13 protein-coding genes are annotated in these 14,841 nt (G+C 64.9%); 4 read left to right on the forward strand and 9 right to left on the reverse strand.

Annotation, left to right across the window (positions count from 1 at the left end):
- Positions 1–13: 13 nt before the first annotated feature.
- On the reverse strand, positions 14–1,225 hold the full coding sequence (locus tag MWU77_RS06485; protein ID WP_169687447.1) for an alkane 1-monooxygenase: 1,212 nt from the start codon (positions 1,223–1,225) through the stop codon (positions 14–16).
- 245 nt (positions 1,226–1,470) lie between these two features.
- Positions 1,471–1,674, reverse strand: a complete 204-nt coding sequence (locus MWU77_RS06490; RefSeq protein ID WP_054807297.1) for a cold-shock protein — start codon at positions 1,672–1,674, stop codon at positions 1,471–1,473.
- 162 nt (positions 1,675–1,836) lie between these two features.
- Between MWU77_RS06490 and MWU77_RS06495 the strand changes: the two genes are divergently transcribed.
- Together MWU77_RS06495 and MWU77_RS06500 are read left to right on the forward strand one after the other, a co-directional pair.
- On the forward strand, positions 1,837–3,102 hold the full coding sequence (locus MWU77_RS06495) for a pyridoxal phosphate-dependent aminotransferase (protein ID WP_169687089.1): 1,266 nt from the start codon (positions 1,837–1,839) through the stop codon (positions 3,100–3,102).
- A gap of 308 nt (positions 3,103–3,410) precedes the next feature.
- A complete protein-coding gene (locus tag MWU77_RS06500; RefSeq protein ID WP_247273213.1) occupies positions 3,411–4,670 on the forward strand; it encodes a YibE/F family protein in 1,260 nt (419 codons plus the stop codon).
- A gap of 77 nt (positions 4,671–4,747) precedes the next feature.
- On the opposite strand, the gene MWU77_RS06505 is transcribed toward MWU77_RS06500, so the two are convergent.
- The 5 genes from MWU77_RS06505 to MWU77_RS06525 all read right to left on the reverse strand — a co-directional run bounded on the left by MWU77_RS06505 (position 4,748) and on the right by MWU77_RS06525 (position 9,796).
- The gene (locus MWU77_RS06505) at positions 4,748–5,632 is read right to left on the reverse strand and encodes a hypothetical protein (RefSeq protein WP_247273214.1); all 885 of its coding nucleotides are present in this window, start codon (positions 5,630–5,632) and stop codon (positions 4,748–4,750) included.
- A gap of 150 nt (positions 5,633–5,782) precedes the next feature.
- Entirely contained in the window at positions 5,783–7,192 is a 1,410-nt protein-coding gene (locus MWU77_RS06510; protein ID WP_169687091.1) for an Hsp70 family protein, read from the reverse strand.
- A 179-nt stretch (positions 7,193–7,371) separates the two neighbouring features.
- Positions 7,372–8,691 carry a UDP-glucose/GDP-mannose dehydrogenase family protein gene (locus MWU77_RS06515; RefSeq protein ID WP_247273215.1) on the reverse strand — a complete coding sequence of 440 codons (1,320 nt, stop codon included), beginning with the start codon at positions 8,689–8,691 and terminating at the stop codon, positions 7,372–7,374.
- Between the two features lie 90 nt (positions 8,692–8,781).
- Positions 8,782–8,988 (reverse strand): three-helix bundle dimerization domain-containing protein, encoded by a 207-nt coding sequence (locus tag MWU77_RS06520; protein ID WP_169687093.1) that lies wholly within the window; start codon positions 8,986–8,988, stop codon positions 8,782–8,784.
- A 133-nt stretch (positions 8,989–9,121) separates the two neighbouring features.
- The gene (locus tag MWU77_RS06525) at positions 9,122–9,796 is read right to left on the reverse strand and encodes a hypothetical protein (RefSeq protein ID WP_247273216.1); all 675 of its coding nucleotides are present in this window, start codon (positions 9,794–9,796) and stop codon (positions 9,122–9,124) included.
- Between the two features lie 172 nt (positions 9,797–9,968).
- Between MWU77_RS06525 and MWU77_RS06530 the strand changes: the two genes are divergently transcribed.
- Entirely contained in the window at positions 9,969–11,468 is a 1,500-nt protein-coding gene (locus MWU77_RS06530; protein WP_308198770.1) for an MFS transporter, read from the forward strand.
- A gap of 26 nt (positions 11,469–11,494) precedes the next feature.
- Here MWU77_RS06530 and MWU77_RS06535 read toward each other — a convergent pair whose 3' ends face one another.
- On the reverse strand, positions 11,495–12,901 hold the full coding sequence (locus tag MWU77_RS06535; RefSeq protein WP_169687095.1) for a DUF2252 domain-containing protein: 1,407 nt from the start codon (positions 12,899–12,901) through the stop codon (positions 11,495–11,497).
- 14 nt (positions 12,902–12,915) lie between these two features.
- Positions 12,916–13,329 carry a hypothetical protein gene (locus tag MWU77_RS06540; protein WP_169687096.1) on the reverse strand — a complete coding sequence of 138 codons (414 nt, stop codon included), beginning with the start codon at positions 13,327–13,329 and terminating at the stop codon, positions 12,916–12,918.
- A gap of 140 nt (positions 13,330–13,469) precedes the next feature.
- Between MWU77_RS06540 and MWU77_RS06545 the strand changes: the two genes are divergently transcribed.
- A complete protein-coding gene (locus MWU77_RS06545; protein ID WP_169687097.1) occupies positions 13,470–14,789 on the forward strand; it encodes a diacylglycerol kinase family protein in 1,320 nt (439 codons plus the stop codon).
- Positions 14,790–14,841 lie beyond the last annotated feature (52 nt).

Below are 14,841 nucleotides of genomic sequence, written 5' to 3' on the forward strand. Positions count from 1 at the left end.
CGTTATCGCAAACTCATCTTCCTGTTACAGGATTACCGGGCTGTCCGTACCGCGCAAGCAGTGCATCCACTTTGACCGGATCCATGTTGATACGACTCAGATCGTAGTCGTAGTGCTCGAGAAGCTTCGGATCGATGACGCGACGCCACAGCGGCGGGAACAACGACAAGATGATCAGGACGGCGTATCCCGCGGGAAGCTGCGGCGCATCCTCCATGGACCGCAATGTCTGGTAGCGACGCATCGGGTTGGCGTGGTGGTCACTGTGTCGCTGAAGGTTGTACAAGAACAGGTTGGAACACATGTGGTTGCTGTTCCAGCTGTGTTCAGGTGCCACCCGCACATACTTGCCGTCGTCCCGCTTGCGGCGCAGCAGCCCGTAATGCTCCAGATAGTTGGCACCCTCGAGGAACATGATCGCCATCACGGCCTGCACGACGAGCCACGGCGCGATCTGCCAGCCGAACGCGGCAATGAGGGCGGCGTAGAGCGCCGCGCTCAGCAGCCACGCGTTCAGGACGTTGTTGTTTTTCGGATTCCACGTCGACACACCGCGCCGGGCCAGTCGCGCGCGCTCGTATTTCCACGCCGACGTCAAGCTTCCCATCACGGACCGCGGAAGGAACTTCCAGTAGCTCTCACCGAAGCGTGCGGTCGCGGGATCTTCCGGAGTCGCGACACGGATGTGATGACCGAAATTGTGCTCGACGTAGAAATGGCCGTAGAACGACTGGGCGAGGGCAATCTTCGCGAGTCGTCGTTCGATCTTCGTTCGCTTGTGGCCCATCTCGTGCGCCGCGTTGATTCCGACGCCACCGACGATGCCGAGTGTCGCGGCCAAGGCGAACCGTTCGGCCCAGCCCATCGGTTGTGACACCCACAACCAGCAGCCGAAGACCAGTCCCGCGTACTGCAGTGGCAGATACACATAGGTGCAACGCCGGTAATACCTGTCGTTCTCGAGATCCTTCATGACCTCTTCCGGCGGATTACTGGTGTCAAGTCTCGTGAAACGGTCCACGAGCGGGCAGATGACGGCGATCATGATGGCGCCGGTCGCCCAGAAAACTCCGAGATGCAGATAGTGGACCAAGAGCCACGCGAGAAAAGGACTCAGCGGGATGGCCAGGCCGTACAGCCACAGATATCGCTTGGGGTCACGCCATTGCCGCTGGTTGCTGCGCCGCTGCTGGCTGTGCGCAGCAGAGCTTCCTCCCCTTGTCACTGACACGATCAACCCGCTCCAAGCCACCCGGGAGAATCCCCCGAGCACGATCCCTGCTTGCCCACAGAAATAAGCTGATCTCTGTGACCCCCGACGCGGGTAGATGTTACCGAAACTCACCCCATCTGCAGCAATCCCCTGCAGGTTTGTGCCCCAACGCACAGGGGCCACCACTGACCACGACCTACACGACGACGGCGCCGCATCTCACGATGCAACGCCGCCGACAGAAACTGTGGGTCGAGTCAGATGACGCGGACGCCCTGAGCCTGCGGCCCCTTCTGCCCCTGTCCGATCTCGAACTCGACGCGTGCACCCTCGTCGAGGCTCTTGAAGCCCGAACCCGAGATCTCGGAGTAGTGCACGAAGACGTCAGCTCCGCCACCGTCCTGCTCGATGAAGCCGAACCCCTTCTCTGCGTTGAACCACTTGACTGTTCCCTGCGCCATTCCGAGTACTCCTAAATCGTCCCGCTTCATCTCCCCGACGAAGCAGATCTTGCATGGAGCCCCAATCATTGCACTGATACGGACAAACGTCGCCCCCGAGTTTCGACAGATTTCGCGTGTCGTGGAAAACCGGGTGAAAATCGTTTGCTGGGCAGTGGCACGATGGTCCCCGTGAACAACGAGGATCAGGGCCAACTTCATCATCGGATGACACGCACACTCGAACAGTCGTCCAAGCTCCAGAACGTGCTGTACGAGATCCGTGGGCCGGTACACGCCCATGCCTCGCGGCTCGAAGCCGAAGGTCACCGCATCCTCAAGCTGAACATCGGCAACCCCGCTCCGTTCGGATTCGAAGCCCCCGACACGATCGTGCAGGACATGATCGCGTCGCTCCCCCACGCGCAGGGCTACTCCGAATCACGCGGTATCGCCTCCGCGCGCCGCGCGATCGTCACCCGCTACGAGCTGGTGCCGGGCTTCCCCAAGTTCGACATCAACGACGTCTACCTGGGCAACGGCGTGTCCGAGCTCATCACCATGACGATGCAGGCGCTGCTCGACGACGGCGACGAAGTCCTCATCCCCGCGCCGGACTACCCCCTGTGGACGGCGATGACGTCGCTCGCAGGCGGCACCCCCGTCCACTACCTGTGCGACGAGACGAACGACTGGAACCCGGACATCGACGACATCGAGTCGAAGATCACCGAGAAGACCAAGGCGCTGCTCGTCATCAATCCGAACAACCCCACCGGCGCGGTGTACTCGGCGGAGGTCCTCACCCGGCTGGTCGCACTCGCCCGCAAACATCAGCTGCTGCTGCTCGCCGACGAGATCTACGACAAGATCCTCTACGACGACGCCAAGCACATCTCGCTGGCGACGCTGGCTCCCGATCTGCTGTGCTTGACGTTCAACGGCCTGTCGAAGGCCTACCGGGTAGCCGGGTACCGGTCGGGCTGGATGGTTATCACCGGTCCCAAAGAGCACGCGTCCGGGTTCCTCGAAGGCATCGATCTGCTCGCCTCCACTCGCCTGTGCCCCAACGTCCCGGCACAGCACGCGATCCAGGTGGCGCTCGGTGGCTACCAGAGCATCGACGATCTGGTGCTTCCCGGCGGGCGCCTCCTCGAGCAGCGCGACGTCGCGTGGGAACGTCTCAACGCGATCCCCGGCGTCAGCTGCGTCAAGCCGCGCGGCGCGCTGTACGCGTTCCCGAGGCTCGATCCCGAGGTGTACGAAATCCACGATGACGAGAAACTCGTCCAGGATCTGCTGTTGCAGGAAAAGATCCTCATGGTGCAGGGCACGGGCTTCAACTGGCCGAACCACGATCACCTGCGCGTCGTGACGTTGCCGTGGGCACGCGACCTTGCGGTGGCGATCGAGCGATTCGGCAACTTCCTCTCCAGCTACAAGCAGTAGGAATCGTTGCCAAACGGATATCTGGGCAGTCCTGGCTCGGAAAATACCAGGTCGCAGGAGGTCTACCCGAATCGACGCCAGCGAATTGCCCTAGGGTGACCAGACCCACACGGTAAACAGCTTCCCCGATTGGTGAAACTACAAGTACCTTGGTCATCGGCACCTCGAGTGCCGGGCTCCCTGGCTCACGCCATCCCCCCCTGTGCGAAGCCAGGTGAAGGTGGCGGGGACACCCCCTGCTCCCCGCCACCACCAGCCCTTTCTCCCCCGACACGGATCTTCTTTCCGGCTATGGCTAGCCTGTTGCGGTGAGTCATGGACACGGGCACGGACACGGCCACTTCGACGGACCCGCTCCACTCGCTCCCCTCGCCGCAAGGATCGTCGTCGGCCTCCTGGTCGCGATCGGCGCGGTGGTGCTCGTCGGCACGGCGATGCTCTGGCCGAGCGAGCAATCCGTCGACATTCCCGCGCCGTTCCAGACCTCCGACGGCGGCGCCGTCGTCACCGAGGCCGGAACGGTCGTCGAGCAGAGCAGCGGGTGGTGCGGAAGCGCGTCGATGGGCCGGGTGTTCACGGGTGAGCCCACGCCGCCGCCGACCGAGTCGTTCGAATGCGAGCGCAGTGTCATCGACATCGAGTCGGGCCCCAACGCCGGTACCCGCACTCTGCTCGAAGTCATTCCGGGCCCCGGCCAACCCGAATTGCACAGCGGCGATTCGATCCGCCTGGTGCGCCAGACCGATCCGAGCGGCGCAACGGTGTACTCGTTCTACGACTTCGCCCGCGGATTGCCGCTCACGCTGATCGTCGCGGCGTTCGCGATCGTCGTCATCGTGGTCGCCCGGTGGCGCGGTCTGCGCGCCCTGATCGGGCTCGGTGTCGCATTCGGCGTCCTCGTGATGTTCATGCTCCCGGCGTTGCTCGACGGGCAGCCTGCCGTCCCGGTCGCGCTGGTGGGTGGTTCGCTGATCCTCTACGCGGTGCTGTATCTCGCACACGGCGTCAATCTGCGGACGAGCTCCGCACTCCTCGGCACCCTCGCGTCGATGGCCCTGGCTGCGGTGTTGTCGTATGTCGCGATCGAGATGACGCACCTGACGGGCCTGTCGGAAGAACAGAACACCGACGTACAGCTCTATATCGAGCAGGTGTCGATCACAGGGCTGCTGCTCGCCGGATTCATCATCGGTTCGCTCGGTGTACTCAACGACGTGACGATCACCCAGGCGTCGTCGGCGTTCGAGCTTGCAGGCCTCGACCCGCGGGCCTCCCGTCGAGAGATCTTCGTGTCGGCGATGCGCGTGGGCCGCGATCACATCGCCAGCACCGTCTACACCCTCGTCCTCGCCTACGCAGGTGGCGCACTGCCGCTTCTGCTCCTGTTCTCCGTCGCGGGCCGGTCGGTGTCGGATGTGCTCACCGGCGACGCCGTCGCCATCGAGGTGGTTCGCGCGTGTGTCGGTGGTATCGCGCTGACACTGTCGGTGCCGCTCACCACCGGCATCGCCGCGGTGCTCGCTCGCACCGGCGCCCCGGCCGCACCCGCCGGCCGCCACTCACGGTGACAAATCTTCCTCCGGTCGCTCGGGTTTCCTCGGGTCGTGAGGGAACGGGAAACCGGATTGTTGGGGGAAGATTTGCGTCACGCATGCTTTCGGCTCTTGCCCGCGCGTGTGATGCAGGCGGCGACGGCGTCGAATCGGTCCAGGTCGCGCCATGTCCAGCGGACGACCTGGAATCCGAGCTCGCGTAGAGCGTCTTCGCGTCGCTTCTCCGCCACCAGGTCGCGACGGTCGTCGTATTTGCCGAGACCATCGAACTCACCGATGACTCCGCTGTCCTTCCAGAAGAAGTCGAGACGGTAGGTGCGTCCATCGCGAGCCCGGACGGCCTGCTGCAGGATCGGCGTCGGTAGGCCGCACTCGGCGATGCGTACCCGCGACCGGGACTCACCGACACTTTCGCTGCGCCCGTCGAGGAACGAGACGACCGCGCGGGCAGCCGCCGCGCCATGGCCCCACGATGCGGAGAGCACGGCGTCGGGAAGCCGATCTCGGGCGGAAGGATCGAGCCTCAGCGCGGAGTCTCCCGCAACCACTGCCTGCTCGAAAGGCAGTGACCGGGCGAGGTCGACGATGGTCCGCTCCGTCGAGGTGACAGGAACACCGATGTCGACGAGGTCCCCGTCGGAGAATCGGGTCTGGTGCCGATACGTGCTTTCGGTAATCCGCCCCTTGCTCCCCGAAACGTGTATCCGGCTCAGGTCGACATCCCACACGTCGAATCCGTGGACGAGGGCCGCGGAGACATGACTGAGCGCGTGACCGGGCTGGAGTCGGGACCCTTCATGCCTGGCGCGGACGCGATGGTGGCCGAAGGCGTCGAGCGCGTCGTAGTCGATCCGACGGAGATACAGTCCGCGCGCTATCGGTGCGAGACTTCCGTTCCGAATCGCGTAGGTGATGCGGTCGTCGGAGACGCCGCGTGAACGAAGGAGGGCGCGGGTGAGCGGTGTGGGATCCGGCATACAGTGAGCCTGCCCCAAAACGAGCCCCGAAAACCGAGCAAAGGCGACATTGTGGATAACTCCGGCGCCTGTGGATAATCCTTCCCCCACCAACCCGGCTTCCCCTTCCCTCACGACCCGAGGAAACCCGAGCAAACGGAGGAAGCTCGCTCAGAGCCCCGGAAGCTGGATCTGCGGGAGCGGCGGCAGCTCGATCGTCGGCAGCTCGATGACGGGAAGCTGAACTCCCGGGATCAGCTGCGGCGGCGGTGGCGGCGAGGGCTCCGGCGACGGGGGAACCGGGCGGTGTTCGCTCTGCGTCACCGTCGTGGTGACGGGAGGTGTGGTGGTGACGGTGGCCGGTGCGACGGCAGGCTGCGGACGCGGGACGCTGCGCGACGTCGTGGGCGTCACGAACGTCTCGGTGGGGCTGGCTCCGTCGTCGTCGGATGATCCGGAGAACAGGCCGTTACCTGCACCGAGGCTCACGCCGATCACCGCGACCACGGCCAGCGCGGTTCCGGCGAGACCGGCGCCGGAGATCTGCTTGCCACTCACCTCGGGTCCTCGGTGGCTCAGCGCGCCGATCCACGACTTCTTCACCGTGGCGGCAGGTTCCGGCTGAGCGGAAGGTTGCACCGGCGCGGTGACCACCGGGATCTGCTCGGTGACCGCCGACATGTCCGCCGCGGGCGGAACGATGCGGGTCAGGGAGCTCACCGACTGCGGGGCCGACGGTTTGCCGGCGAGAATCGCACCGCCCTTGGCGAGCACGAGTTCGGGCTCGTGGGGCACGACCAGCGGAAGCCCGATCCACGAGCGCAGGACTTCTTGCACGAGCGGGATGTGAGCGCCCCCGCCCAGCAGGACGACCGCGTCGGGATTGCGGCCCGAACGGGCGATGACATGGTGCACGAACTGCGCCGACGACTCCACACACTGAGCGATGAGCGGGTCGAACGTGTCGCGCGACATCAGCACGACACCGGCTGCACCGGGCACGGCGACACTGTCGGTCGCCGACAACTTCTCCTTTGCCTCCCGGCATTGCGCCGACAGTTCGTCGTCGGTCGCCGGGTCGTCAGGCCGCCACACACCGTTGGTATCGAGCTGGTGCTCGCGGATCACCTGATCGAAGATGCGGCCCCCGATGGTGTCGGTGCGTTCGGCAAGAACCTCACGGAGGCCGAGATCGACGATGGTGACGGTGAGACCGGAGTCGCCGAGGTCGTAGAACACGGCGGTGTCGCTGCCCAGCTCACCGGTCGCCTGCAGGTACGCGAGCGCTGCTTCCGGTTCGGAGACGAGCGTGAAATTGCTCAGGTGCTCGACGGCAAGCGCCGCGCGAATACGCTCGGCCTGAGCCTCGTCACGGTAGACGATGCCCAACGCATCGATCGGCTCCCCGGCGATACCGGTCTGGCTCAGCACCCCGAGTGTGCGGGCAGCGAGCCGAGTGGGCTCGTCCTTGCCCGCCTCCACCACTTGGAATTGGAATCCCGCCGACGGTGCAGTCCGGTCGATAGGACGCACAATCCGGACGGCGCTTTCCCCCACGGTTACCCCGAGAACCGAACTCATCAGCCGCCTTCGACAGTCGTTTGTCGCGCCGGCTGTCAGCCACCCCCGGCACCTCGCACCCGGACGATGGTACCCAATAGGTTTTTCCATATCACTCGGGTCGGCATCGCTCCGGGTTCGCCACGCCGAACCTCGCGTGACAGTTACGTGAAGTAACTATCAAATACGTGAAGTAACCATCAAACTGCGACGCCCAGCCTCGAATAGGCCCATCCGGCGCTTTCCCACATTTCTCGGTCGAGGCACGCCCGACCGTCGAGCACCGACTTGGTGTTGACGACCGACGCGACCGCCGTCGCGTCGAGGTCACGGAACTCGGGCCACTCGGTGAGCACGAGCACCGCGTCCGCCCGAGTGCATGCCTCGATGGCGCTCGTCGCGTAACCGAGGGTCGGAAACACCCGTCGGGCGTTGTCCATTGCCTGCGGATCGAACACCGTCACCGCAGCGCCCTCGAGCTGCAGTTGACCGGCGACGTTGAGCGCCGGAGAGTCGCGGACGTCGTCGGAGCCCGGTTTGAAGGCTGCTCCGAGAACCGCGATTCGTGCGCCGAGGACCGAGCCGCCACACGCTCGTCTCGTCAGTTCCACCATCCGTGTCCGTCGACGCATGTTGATGCTGTCGACCTCGCGCAGGAAATGCAGCGCCTGATTGGCGCCCAGTTCACCGGCGCGGGCCATCAAGGCACGGATGTCCTTCGGCAGGCATCCGCCACCGAATCCCAGCCCGCTGCCCAGGAAGCGCCGGCCGATCCGTTCGTCGTGTCCGAGGATGTCGGCGAGTTCGACGGCGTCGGCCCCTGCGACCTCGCAGACCTCGGCGATTGCGTTGATGAACGAGATCTTCGTGGCGAGAAAGGCATTCGCCGACGATTTCGCGAGTTCCGCAGTGCCGAGGTCGGTGACGAGGAAGGGCACGCCGCGGTCGATCAGCGTCGCGTACACGTCGCGCAGAATCGCTTCGCCGCGCCCTGCGCCCTTGCGCTCCACTCCGCACACGAGACGATCCGGCGACAGGGTGTCCTGCACCGCGAACCCTTCGCGGAGGAACTCGGGATTCCATACGAGTTCGATGTCGGCCGGTGCCGCAGCGCGCACCCGTGCTGCGAGGTCGACTGCCGTCCCGACCGGCACCGTCGATTTGCCGACGATCAACGCAGGCTCGGTGAGGAGCGGGCTCAGTGCGTCGACGACGGCGTTGACGTGTGACAGATCCGCCGCGTACTCCCCCTGCTTCTGCGGCGTCCCGACACAGATGAAGTGGACCTCGGCGAACGCTGCCGCGTCCTCGTACGAGGTGGTGAAGGCCAGGCGACAGGCCTCGAGATTGCGGCGGAGCAACTCGGCCAGGCCCGGCTCGTAGAACGGCACCTCACCTGCTTCGAGCTTCGCGATCTTGCCGGCGTCGATGTCGACTCCGAGCACGTCGTGCCCGAGCTCGGCCATGCAGGCCGCGTGCGTCGCTCCCAAGTACCCTGTTCCGAACACTGCGCAGCGCATACCTGACTTGTTACGCAACGGATGTGAGCGACGGGCAAACCGCGAGAAGCATCGCGCGAACGGCCGGTGTACATCCCCGCCCGGGCGAACTCAGCCGGGCGCCGGCATCCCCGACAGGAGGACACGTGCTCGACGTTCGACGAACAACGGCACGAACTCTCTGATCTTGCGACCATCGAATTCGGCCCTGAGGTCGGCGACCAGCGTCTCGATATCTGCGACGGGAACTTGGGGGAAACGGCTGCTCAACTGCTGGATCACTCGGGATATACCCTGATCCTCCGCGGTGGCGCTCATGTGAATATCATCCCCCTCGACCCAGGGTTCGTCACCCTGATCGCGGCCTGATTTTGTGGTATGCCACAGCACCGCCCCGGTCCGCCCGAAACATCCGATTTGCGCCGCGCGGACGTGGCAGCTCGGCCGAGTCTCAATCGAGCAGGTTCACTGCATTTGCCACCATGAGACTGAGGATGACAATCGACAGAAGCGACTGCACCGCCATCGTGAGCTTCGCCCACCGTGCCAGCGGCATGACGTCGGTCGGACTGAACGCGGTCGCGTTGGTCAGGGCCAAGTACAGGTAGTCGACGAAGATCGGCCGCCATCCGGGCGCCGCGAGGCGCGGATCAACCTGCTGGGGAAACGCCAGATCGGGATGGGCCGGTGGCCGAAGATGGCGGGTCACGGGTCCACCGCCGTCGAGTTCCCAGTACAGAAAGGCGAACGCGAGCACGGTCTGCAGCCACACCAATGCTCCCGCCACGAGCAACTCGTTCGGCACCGTTGTCTGCGGGGCGCCGTGGAGCAGATCCCATACGAGTCGCCCCGCACCCCACGCCGCGCCTGCGGCAATCACCACCACGAGCGCAATCGACAACGCCCGTACCCATCGTCCGGGCCGGTCGATCCGGCCCGGATCGACGACAATCAGCGCGAGGAGCACAAAACCTTCGATCGCAGGCAGGAACCAGTCGGTGCCCGGCGAATAGCGCGCGGGCAACAGGAACGGCACGGCCATCGCAGCCAGGACGAACGCCGATGCAGTCCAGCGGCGCTCCGCGCGAGGCGAGCCCCCCTCGGGTGTGAGCGAATCGTCGCCCATGCCGAACCCTCGTTCCTGAATGCGGAACCCTCGTGTGCGAGCGTCCGTACGTTGTCCGATGGTGGGTGTACGTTGATGCGTCTGAGCTTCCGTGGCCGGGTGCCGTTGATCGTTCCGGACGATTACCTTGCTCGCCGGTCGCCGAGACGAAACGAACGGTGAGGAACAGCGCGTGACCGATACGAGCCAGCAGCACACCTACGCCAGGCCCTGGCCTGCGCTGTGGGCGCTGTGCCTGGGCTTCTTCATGATCCTCGTCGACACCACCATCGTTGCGGTGGCGAATCCGGCAATCCTCGAAGCCTTCTCCGCCGACATCAACAGCGTCGTCTGGGTCACCAGCGCCTACCTCCTGGCGTACGCAGTGCCCCTGTTGATCACCGGGCGCCTCGGCGACCGTTACGGCCCGAAGAGGCTGTATCTGACAGGCCTTGCACTGTTCACGGTGGCGTCTCTGTGGTGTGGCCTGTCCGGCAGTATCGAAATGCTGATCATCGCGCGGGTGTTCCAAGGTTTCGGCGCCGCCATGATGACCCCGCAGACGATGGCCGTCATCACCCGCACCTTCCCGCCCGACAAGCGCGGCACGGCGATGGGCCTGTGGGGCGCGACCGCAGGCGTCGCAACACTGGTCGGCCCACTGGCAGGCGGCATCCTCGTCGACGGTCTCGGCTGGGAATGGATCTTCATCGTCAACGTGCCGGTCGGCGTCATCGCCTTCCTCGCCGCGATGCGGTACGTCCCCGCACTCGAGACACACCCGCACAAATTCGACATTCCGGGTGTCGTGCTGAGCGCTGCGGGCATGTTCCTTCTCGTGTTCGGTCTGCAGGAGGGCAACACCTACGACTGGTCGCTGCGGATCTGGCTGATGATCGGGTCCGGACTCGTCCTGCTCGCGCTGTTCGTCTGGAACCAGTCGCGCAACAAGGACGAACCCCTGCTCCCCTTGGTCCTCTTCCGCGACCGCAACTTCTCGATGGCCAACATCGCGATCACGTCGATGGGCTTCTCGATCACCTCGATGATGCTGCCCCTGATGTTCTATGCGCAGAGTGTGCGCGAACTGTCCCCGACCGGATCCGCTCTGCTGATGGTGCCGATGGCTGTGCTGTCCGGTGTGCTCGCCCCGTTCGTCGGCAAGTTGGTGGACCGCACGCATCCGCGCTACATCGCGGCACCCGGGTTCCTGATGCTCGCAATTTCGCTGGCATGGCTGGCACTGGTGATGACCCCGCACGTCGCGATCTGGGAATTACTGCTGCCGATCTCGTTGATGGGCATCGCCAACGCCTTCATCTGGTCGCCGCTCGCCGCGACCGCGACACGCAACCTGCCGCCGCACCAGGCCGGCGCGGGCTCAGGCATCTACAACACGACCCGGCAGGTCGGGGCTGTCCTCGGCAGTGCAGCCATCGGCGCCCTCATCACCGCGCGCCTATCTGCCAACGGGCTGTCCGGTGGGGGCGGCGGCATGGAGGGCATGTCCGGCGAGATCCCCGAATTCGTCCGCGACGGTTTCAGCTCGGCGATGGCCGAGTCGACACTGCTGCCTGCGGCGGTGCTGGCCATCGGGTTCGTTGCTTCCCTGTGCTTCGCCCGTCCGGTTCGTGCGGACGAAGAGCGTCCGGCCGAGCAGCCTACGACCGAAAGCACCGACGCGAAGCCGTAGGGACCGGCTCTGCGCGATCACTCGTCTCAGAGGCCGGGTCGGGCGGTGATCCTTCCCTGACCGATCGCGTCGACCAGCAGCGCATGATCCTCGAGGTTGCGCGCCGCGTACGTTTTCGCGAATGCCATCATCGACTCGTCGAATTCGGTTCCTGATCCGAGGTATTCGGCGATGGCGATGCGGTCGCCACTGCGGGCGTGCGCGTAGGCCAGGGTCCGTCCGCACAGCCGTCCGTACAGAGCCAGACCTTCCGGCGACATGACCTCGACCGCGGCCGACCCCTTGCCGTCGCGCAACTGCCGTAGGTAGAAGTCGCGTCGTACACCGTCGACGCCGGGCCCCTGTTCCCAGCCGAGGAAGATGTCGCTGGTCGCCTGCATCAGCCGCTGGCCGTTGACGACCCGTTCGCCTTCGTTCTGGAACATCGGGCCGTCGACGTATCCGGACAGCACCGACTTCTGCGCTTCTTTCGCCTGCAGGAACAGCGGGTCTCCGTCGTCGGCGCCGACCAGCAGGAAGATGAACGCCCGGGTACCGACGCTACCGACACCGACGACCTTGCGGGCCGCCTGCACGAACTCGAATTGTTCGAGCAGAACGCGACGGTCCCACTGCAACGTCGACCGGTACGCGTGCATGCGCTGATGCAACTCTTCGTACAGCGCCGCGGTGTCACCCACGGCGAGCGCTTCTTCCAGCGGAACGATCAGCGGCGGATTGTGGATGATCTTCCGCTCTCCGTTCACGACCTCGGTGAGTTTGCTCAACGCCTGGACGCTGTCGCGGGTCTTGGACTTCTCGAGCATCTTGCGGGTGCGTTTCTTCATCGTCGTGTCGAGTACGTCCCGCAGCTCGACGAGATCGGTCGTCGGCTCGATGTGCGAGTACCACACCGCGAGATTGCCGCGCCCCGCCTGGACGAGCATCGTCTCCCGATACTCGGCGGCGCACGCCCGCGTGATCCGTTTGATGTGCTTACGGCGGTACCCGTTCTCGAGACCCGCGACGGCCAGGCTCGCCACCAACCTCTTGACATCCCATTCGAACGGGCCGGGGTAGGTTTCGTCGAAATCGTTGACGTCGAACGCCAGCTTGCGTTCCGGAGTCGCGAAGATCCCGAAATTGCTCAGATGCGCATCCCCGCACAGTTGCGTGTGCAGACCCGAATTCGGGGTGCGTGACAAGTCGTCGGCCATCACGAGGGCCGCACCCCGATAGAACGGGAAGGGCGACGCCGACATCCGCCCGTACCGCACCGGCACGAGCTCCCGGACTCGTGACATCGCCTGCTGCTCGAGCAAACCGATCGGGTCGCGTGCGGAATCCGTGTCGACTTCGGCGAGCGACTCCAACGGAGTCACCTTCCGAGCAGCACGACCGCGCTGTGCTCGCTCTTCACGGGACAGGTGCGCGACCACACCGGAAGCGGACATCGGCACTCGCCCGATCAGACCTGGCCGGAATCAACCCGGTCAGGGTTCCATGTCACGATTGCCCAGATGACGACGACATCGAGTGCGATGATCAGGATCGACCACCATGGGTAGTAGGGCAGCCACAGGAAGTTGGCGACGATCGACAAGCAGAGGATGCAGATCGCCGCGAACCGCGCCCAGAGAGCGCCCGTGAACAGAACCAGACCCGTCAGCGTGACGAGGATGCCGAGGATCAGGTGGATCCATCCCCACGTGGTGAAGTCGAACTTGTAGATGTACTCGATGCCGGTGACGAACACTTCGTCCTTGGCGATGGCCGCGATGCCCTGGAATATCTGCAGAACACCGACGGTGACAAGAAGAATTGCTGCGCCCATGGCAGTTCCCTTGGCGACAGCCTGCTTGGTATCCAGCTCTCCGGCCATGACTGTTCCCGTCTCGAATATGTATTGGACGGAATCAAGTGTGCGCCTTTGTGGACGGTTCGACGGCATAACGGCACAATTCCGACGTAACACGATACTCGGATAGCTACCGTGGGCCAGCGTGCGAGAGGTGGGCCGGCATGCCCGAAACTCTGATCATCGAGAACGGAACACCCGGTCAGCGCTGGTGGGCGCGTGCTGCCTTCGCCCTCGCATTCCTCGCCGTCGCCGTCCCGGTGCTGTTCGCCGGTCTGCTGAGCACGATGGGGATTCTCCTCATCGGGGTCGGCGGTGCGGTGGTTTTCGTGGCCGCCCTGTACTGGTTCCTCGCCGGCCGTGGTGCGCTTCGCTGGGCAACCCTGGCCGTAGCGGTGCTCGCACCCCTGACGGTATTCGTGTTCTTCATCCGGGCGAATCTGCTCGCAGTGGTGATCGCGTCGCTGATCCTCGCAGTCCTCGCAACGACCTGCGCTCGTGCAGCGTTGCGACGCAAGGCTTCTGACGAGGTGATGTTGGAGATCCCGGCAACACCACCGAGCCACCCGTTCCTCATCATGAACCCCCGATCCGGGGGTGGAAAGGTCACGCGGTTCGATCTTCAGCACAAAGCGGAGAAACTCGGCGCCGAAGTGGTTCTGCTCGACGAGACGAACTTTTCCGCCGTCGATGAACTCGCCCGCCGGGCAGTCATGAACGGCGCAGATCTGCTCGGCGTTGCCGGCGGCGACGGTACCCAGGCACGTGTCGCTGCGGTCGCCGCCGAGTTTCGGGTGCCGTTCATGGTGATCAGCGCCGGGACACGCAATCATTTCGCGATGGACCTCGGGCTCGATCGCGACGATCCCACGCGGTGCCTCGATGCGCTCCGCGACGGCGTCGACATTCGCATCGATCTCGGGCGGATCAACGGGCGGGCGTTCGTCAACAACGCGTCGTTCGGTGTGTACGCCGAGGTGGTACGTAGCCCCGCCTACCGAGACGACAAGACTCGGACCGTGCTGAAGATGCTTCCGGATCTGCTTGCCGGACAGTCCGGCCCGAATCTGGTCGCGCAGATCGGCGACGTCACCGTCCGCTCCCCGCAGGCCGTGCTGGTGAGCAACAACCGTTACGGCGGAAGCGACCTCGCGGGCATGAGTCGCCGGGACCGGCTCGACCGGGGGCTGCTCGGCGTCGTGACGGTGTCGGTCGCCGGCGCCGGCCAGGCAGTCTCCCTGCTACGACGAGCCCATGCGCGCGGCCTGACCCAGCACGAGACGTCCGAGGTGATCATCGACGCCGACACACCCGAGATCTCGGTGGGGGTGGACGGTGAGTCTCTCTTGTTGACCACGCCGGTGCGGTGCACGATCGAGCCGGGGGCGTTGCGGGTGCGGGTGCCCCGTGAGCGCCCGGGCACCAAGCCGTCATCGCCTCCGGTCGATTGGGTACGGCTGCGTGCGCTTGCAAGGTACGGATAAGCACCCCGGGGTGATGGTCGGACGGAATAGCCGACGTCGTCCCAGCACGGGC

It is taken from the genome of Rhodococcus sp. F64268, from assembly GCF_023015605.1.
Lineage (GTDB): Bacteria > Actinomycetota > Actinomycetes > Mycobacteriales > Mycobacteriaceae > Rhodococcus.

What these genes read in the sequence shown, in the direction of transcription:
- MWU77_RS06535 (WP_169687095.1), bottom strand. Translation starts at nt 12,901, where the DNA reads ATGTCCGCTTCCGGTGTGGTCGCGCACCTGTCCCGTGAAGAGCGAGCA.
- MWU77_RS06490 (WP_054807297.1), bottom strand. Translation starts at nt 1,674, where the DNA reads ATGGCGCAGGGAACAGTCAAGTGGTTCAACGCAGAGAAGGGGTTCGGC.
- MWU77_RS06520 (WP_169687093.1), bottom strand. Translation starts at nt 8,988, where the DNA reads ATGAGCGCCACCGCGGAGGATCAGGGTATATCCCGAGTGATCCAGCAG.
- MWU77_RS06510 (WP_169687091.1), bottom strand. Translation starts at nt 7,192, where the DNA reads ATGAGTTCGGTTCTCGGGGTAACCGTGGGGGAAAGCGCCGTCCGGATT.
- MWU77_RS06540 (WP_169687096.1), bottom strand. Translation starts at nt 13,329, where the DNA reads ATGGCCGGAGAGCTGGATACCAAGCAGGCTGTCGCCAAGGGAACTGCC.
- MWU77_RS06495 (WP_169687089.1), top strand. Translation starts at nt 1,837, where the DNA reads ATGGTCCCCGTGAACAACGAGGATCAGGGCCAACTTCATCATCGGATG.
- MWU77_RS06525 (WP_247273216.1), bottom strand. Translation starts at nt 9,796, where the DNA reads ATGGGCGACGATTCGCTCACACCCGAGGGGGGCTCGCCTCGCGCGGAG.
- MWU77_RS06545 (WP_169687097.1), top strand. Translation starts at nt 13,470, where the DNA reads ATGCCCGAAACTCTGATCATCGAGAACGGAACACCCGGTCAGCGCTGG.
- MWU77_RS06515 (WP_247273215.1), bottom strand. Translation starts at nt 8,691, where the DNA reads ATGCGCTGCGCAGTGTTCGGAACAGGGTACTTGGGAGCGACGCACGCG.
- MWU77_RS06505 (WP_247273214.1), bottom strand. Translation starts at nt 5,632, where the DNA reads ATGCCGGATCCCACACCGCTCACCCGCGCCCTCCTTCGTTCACGCGGC.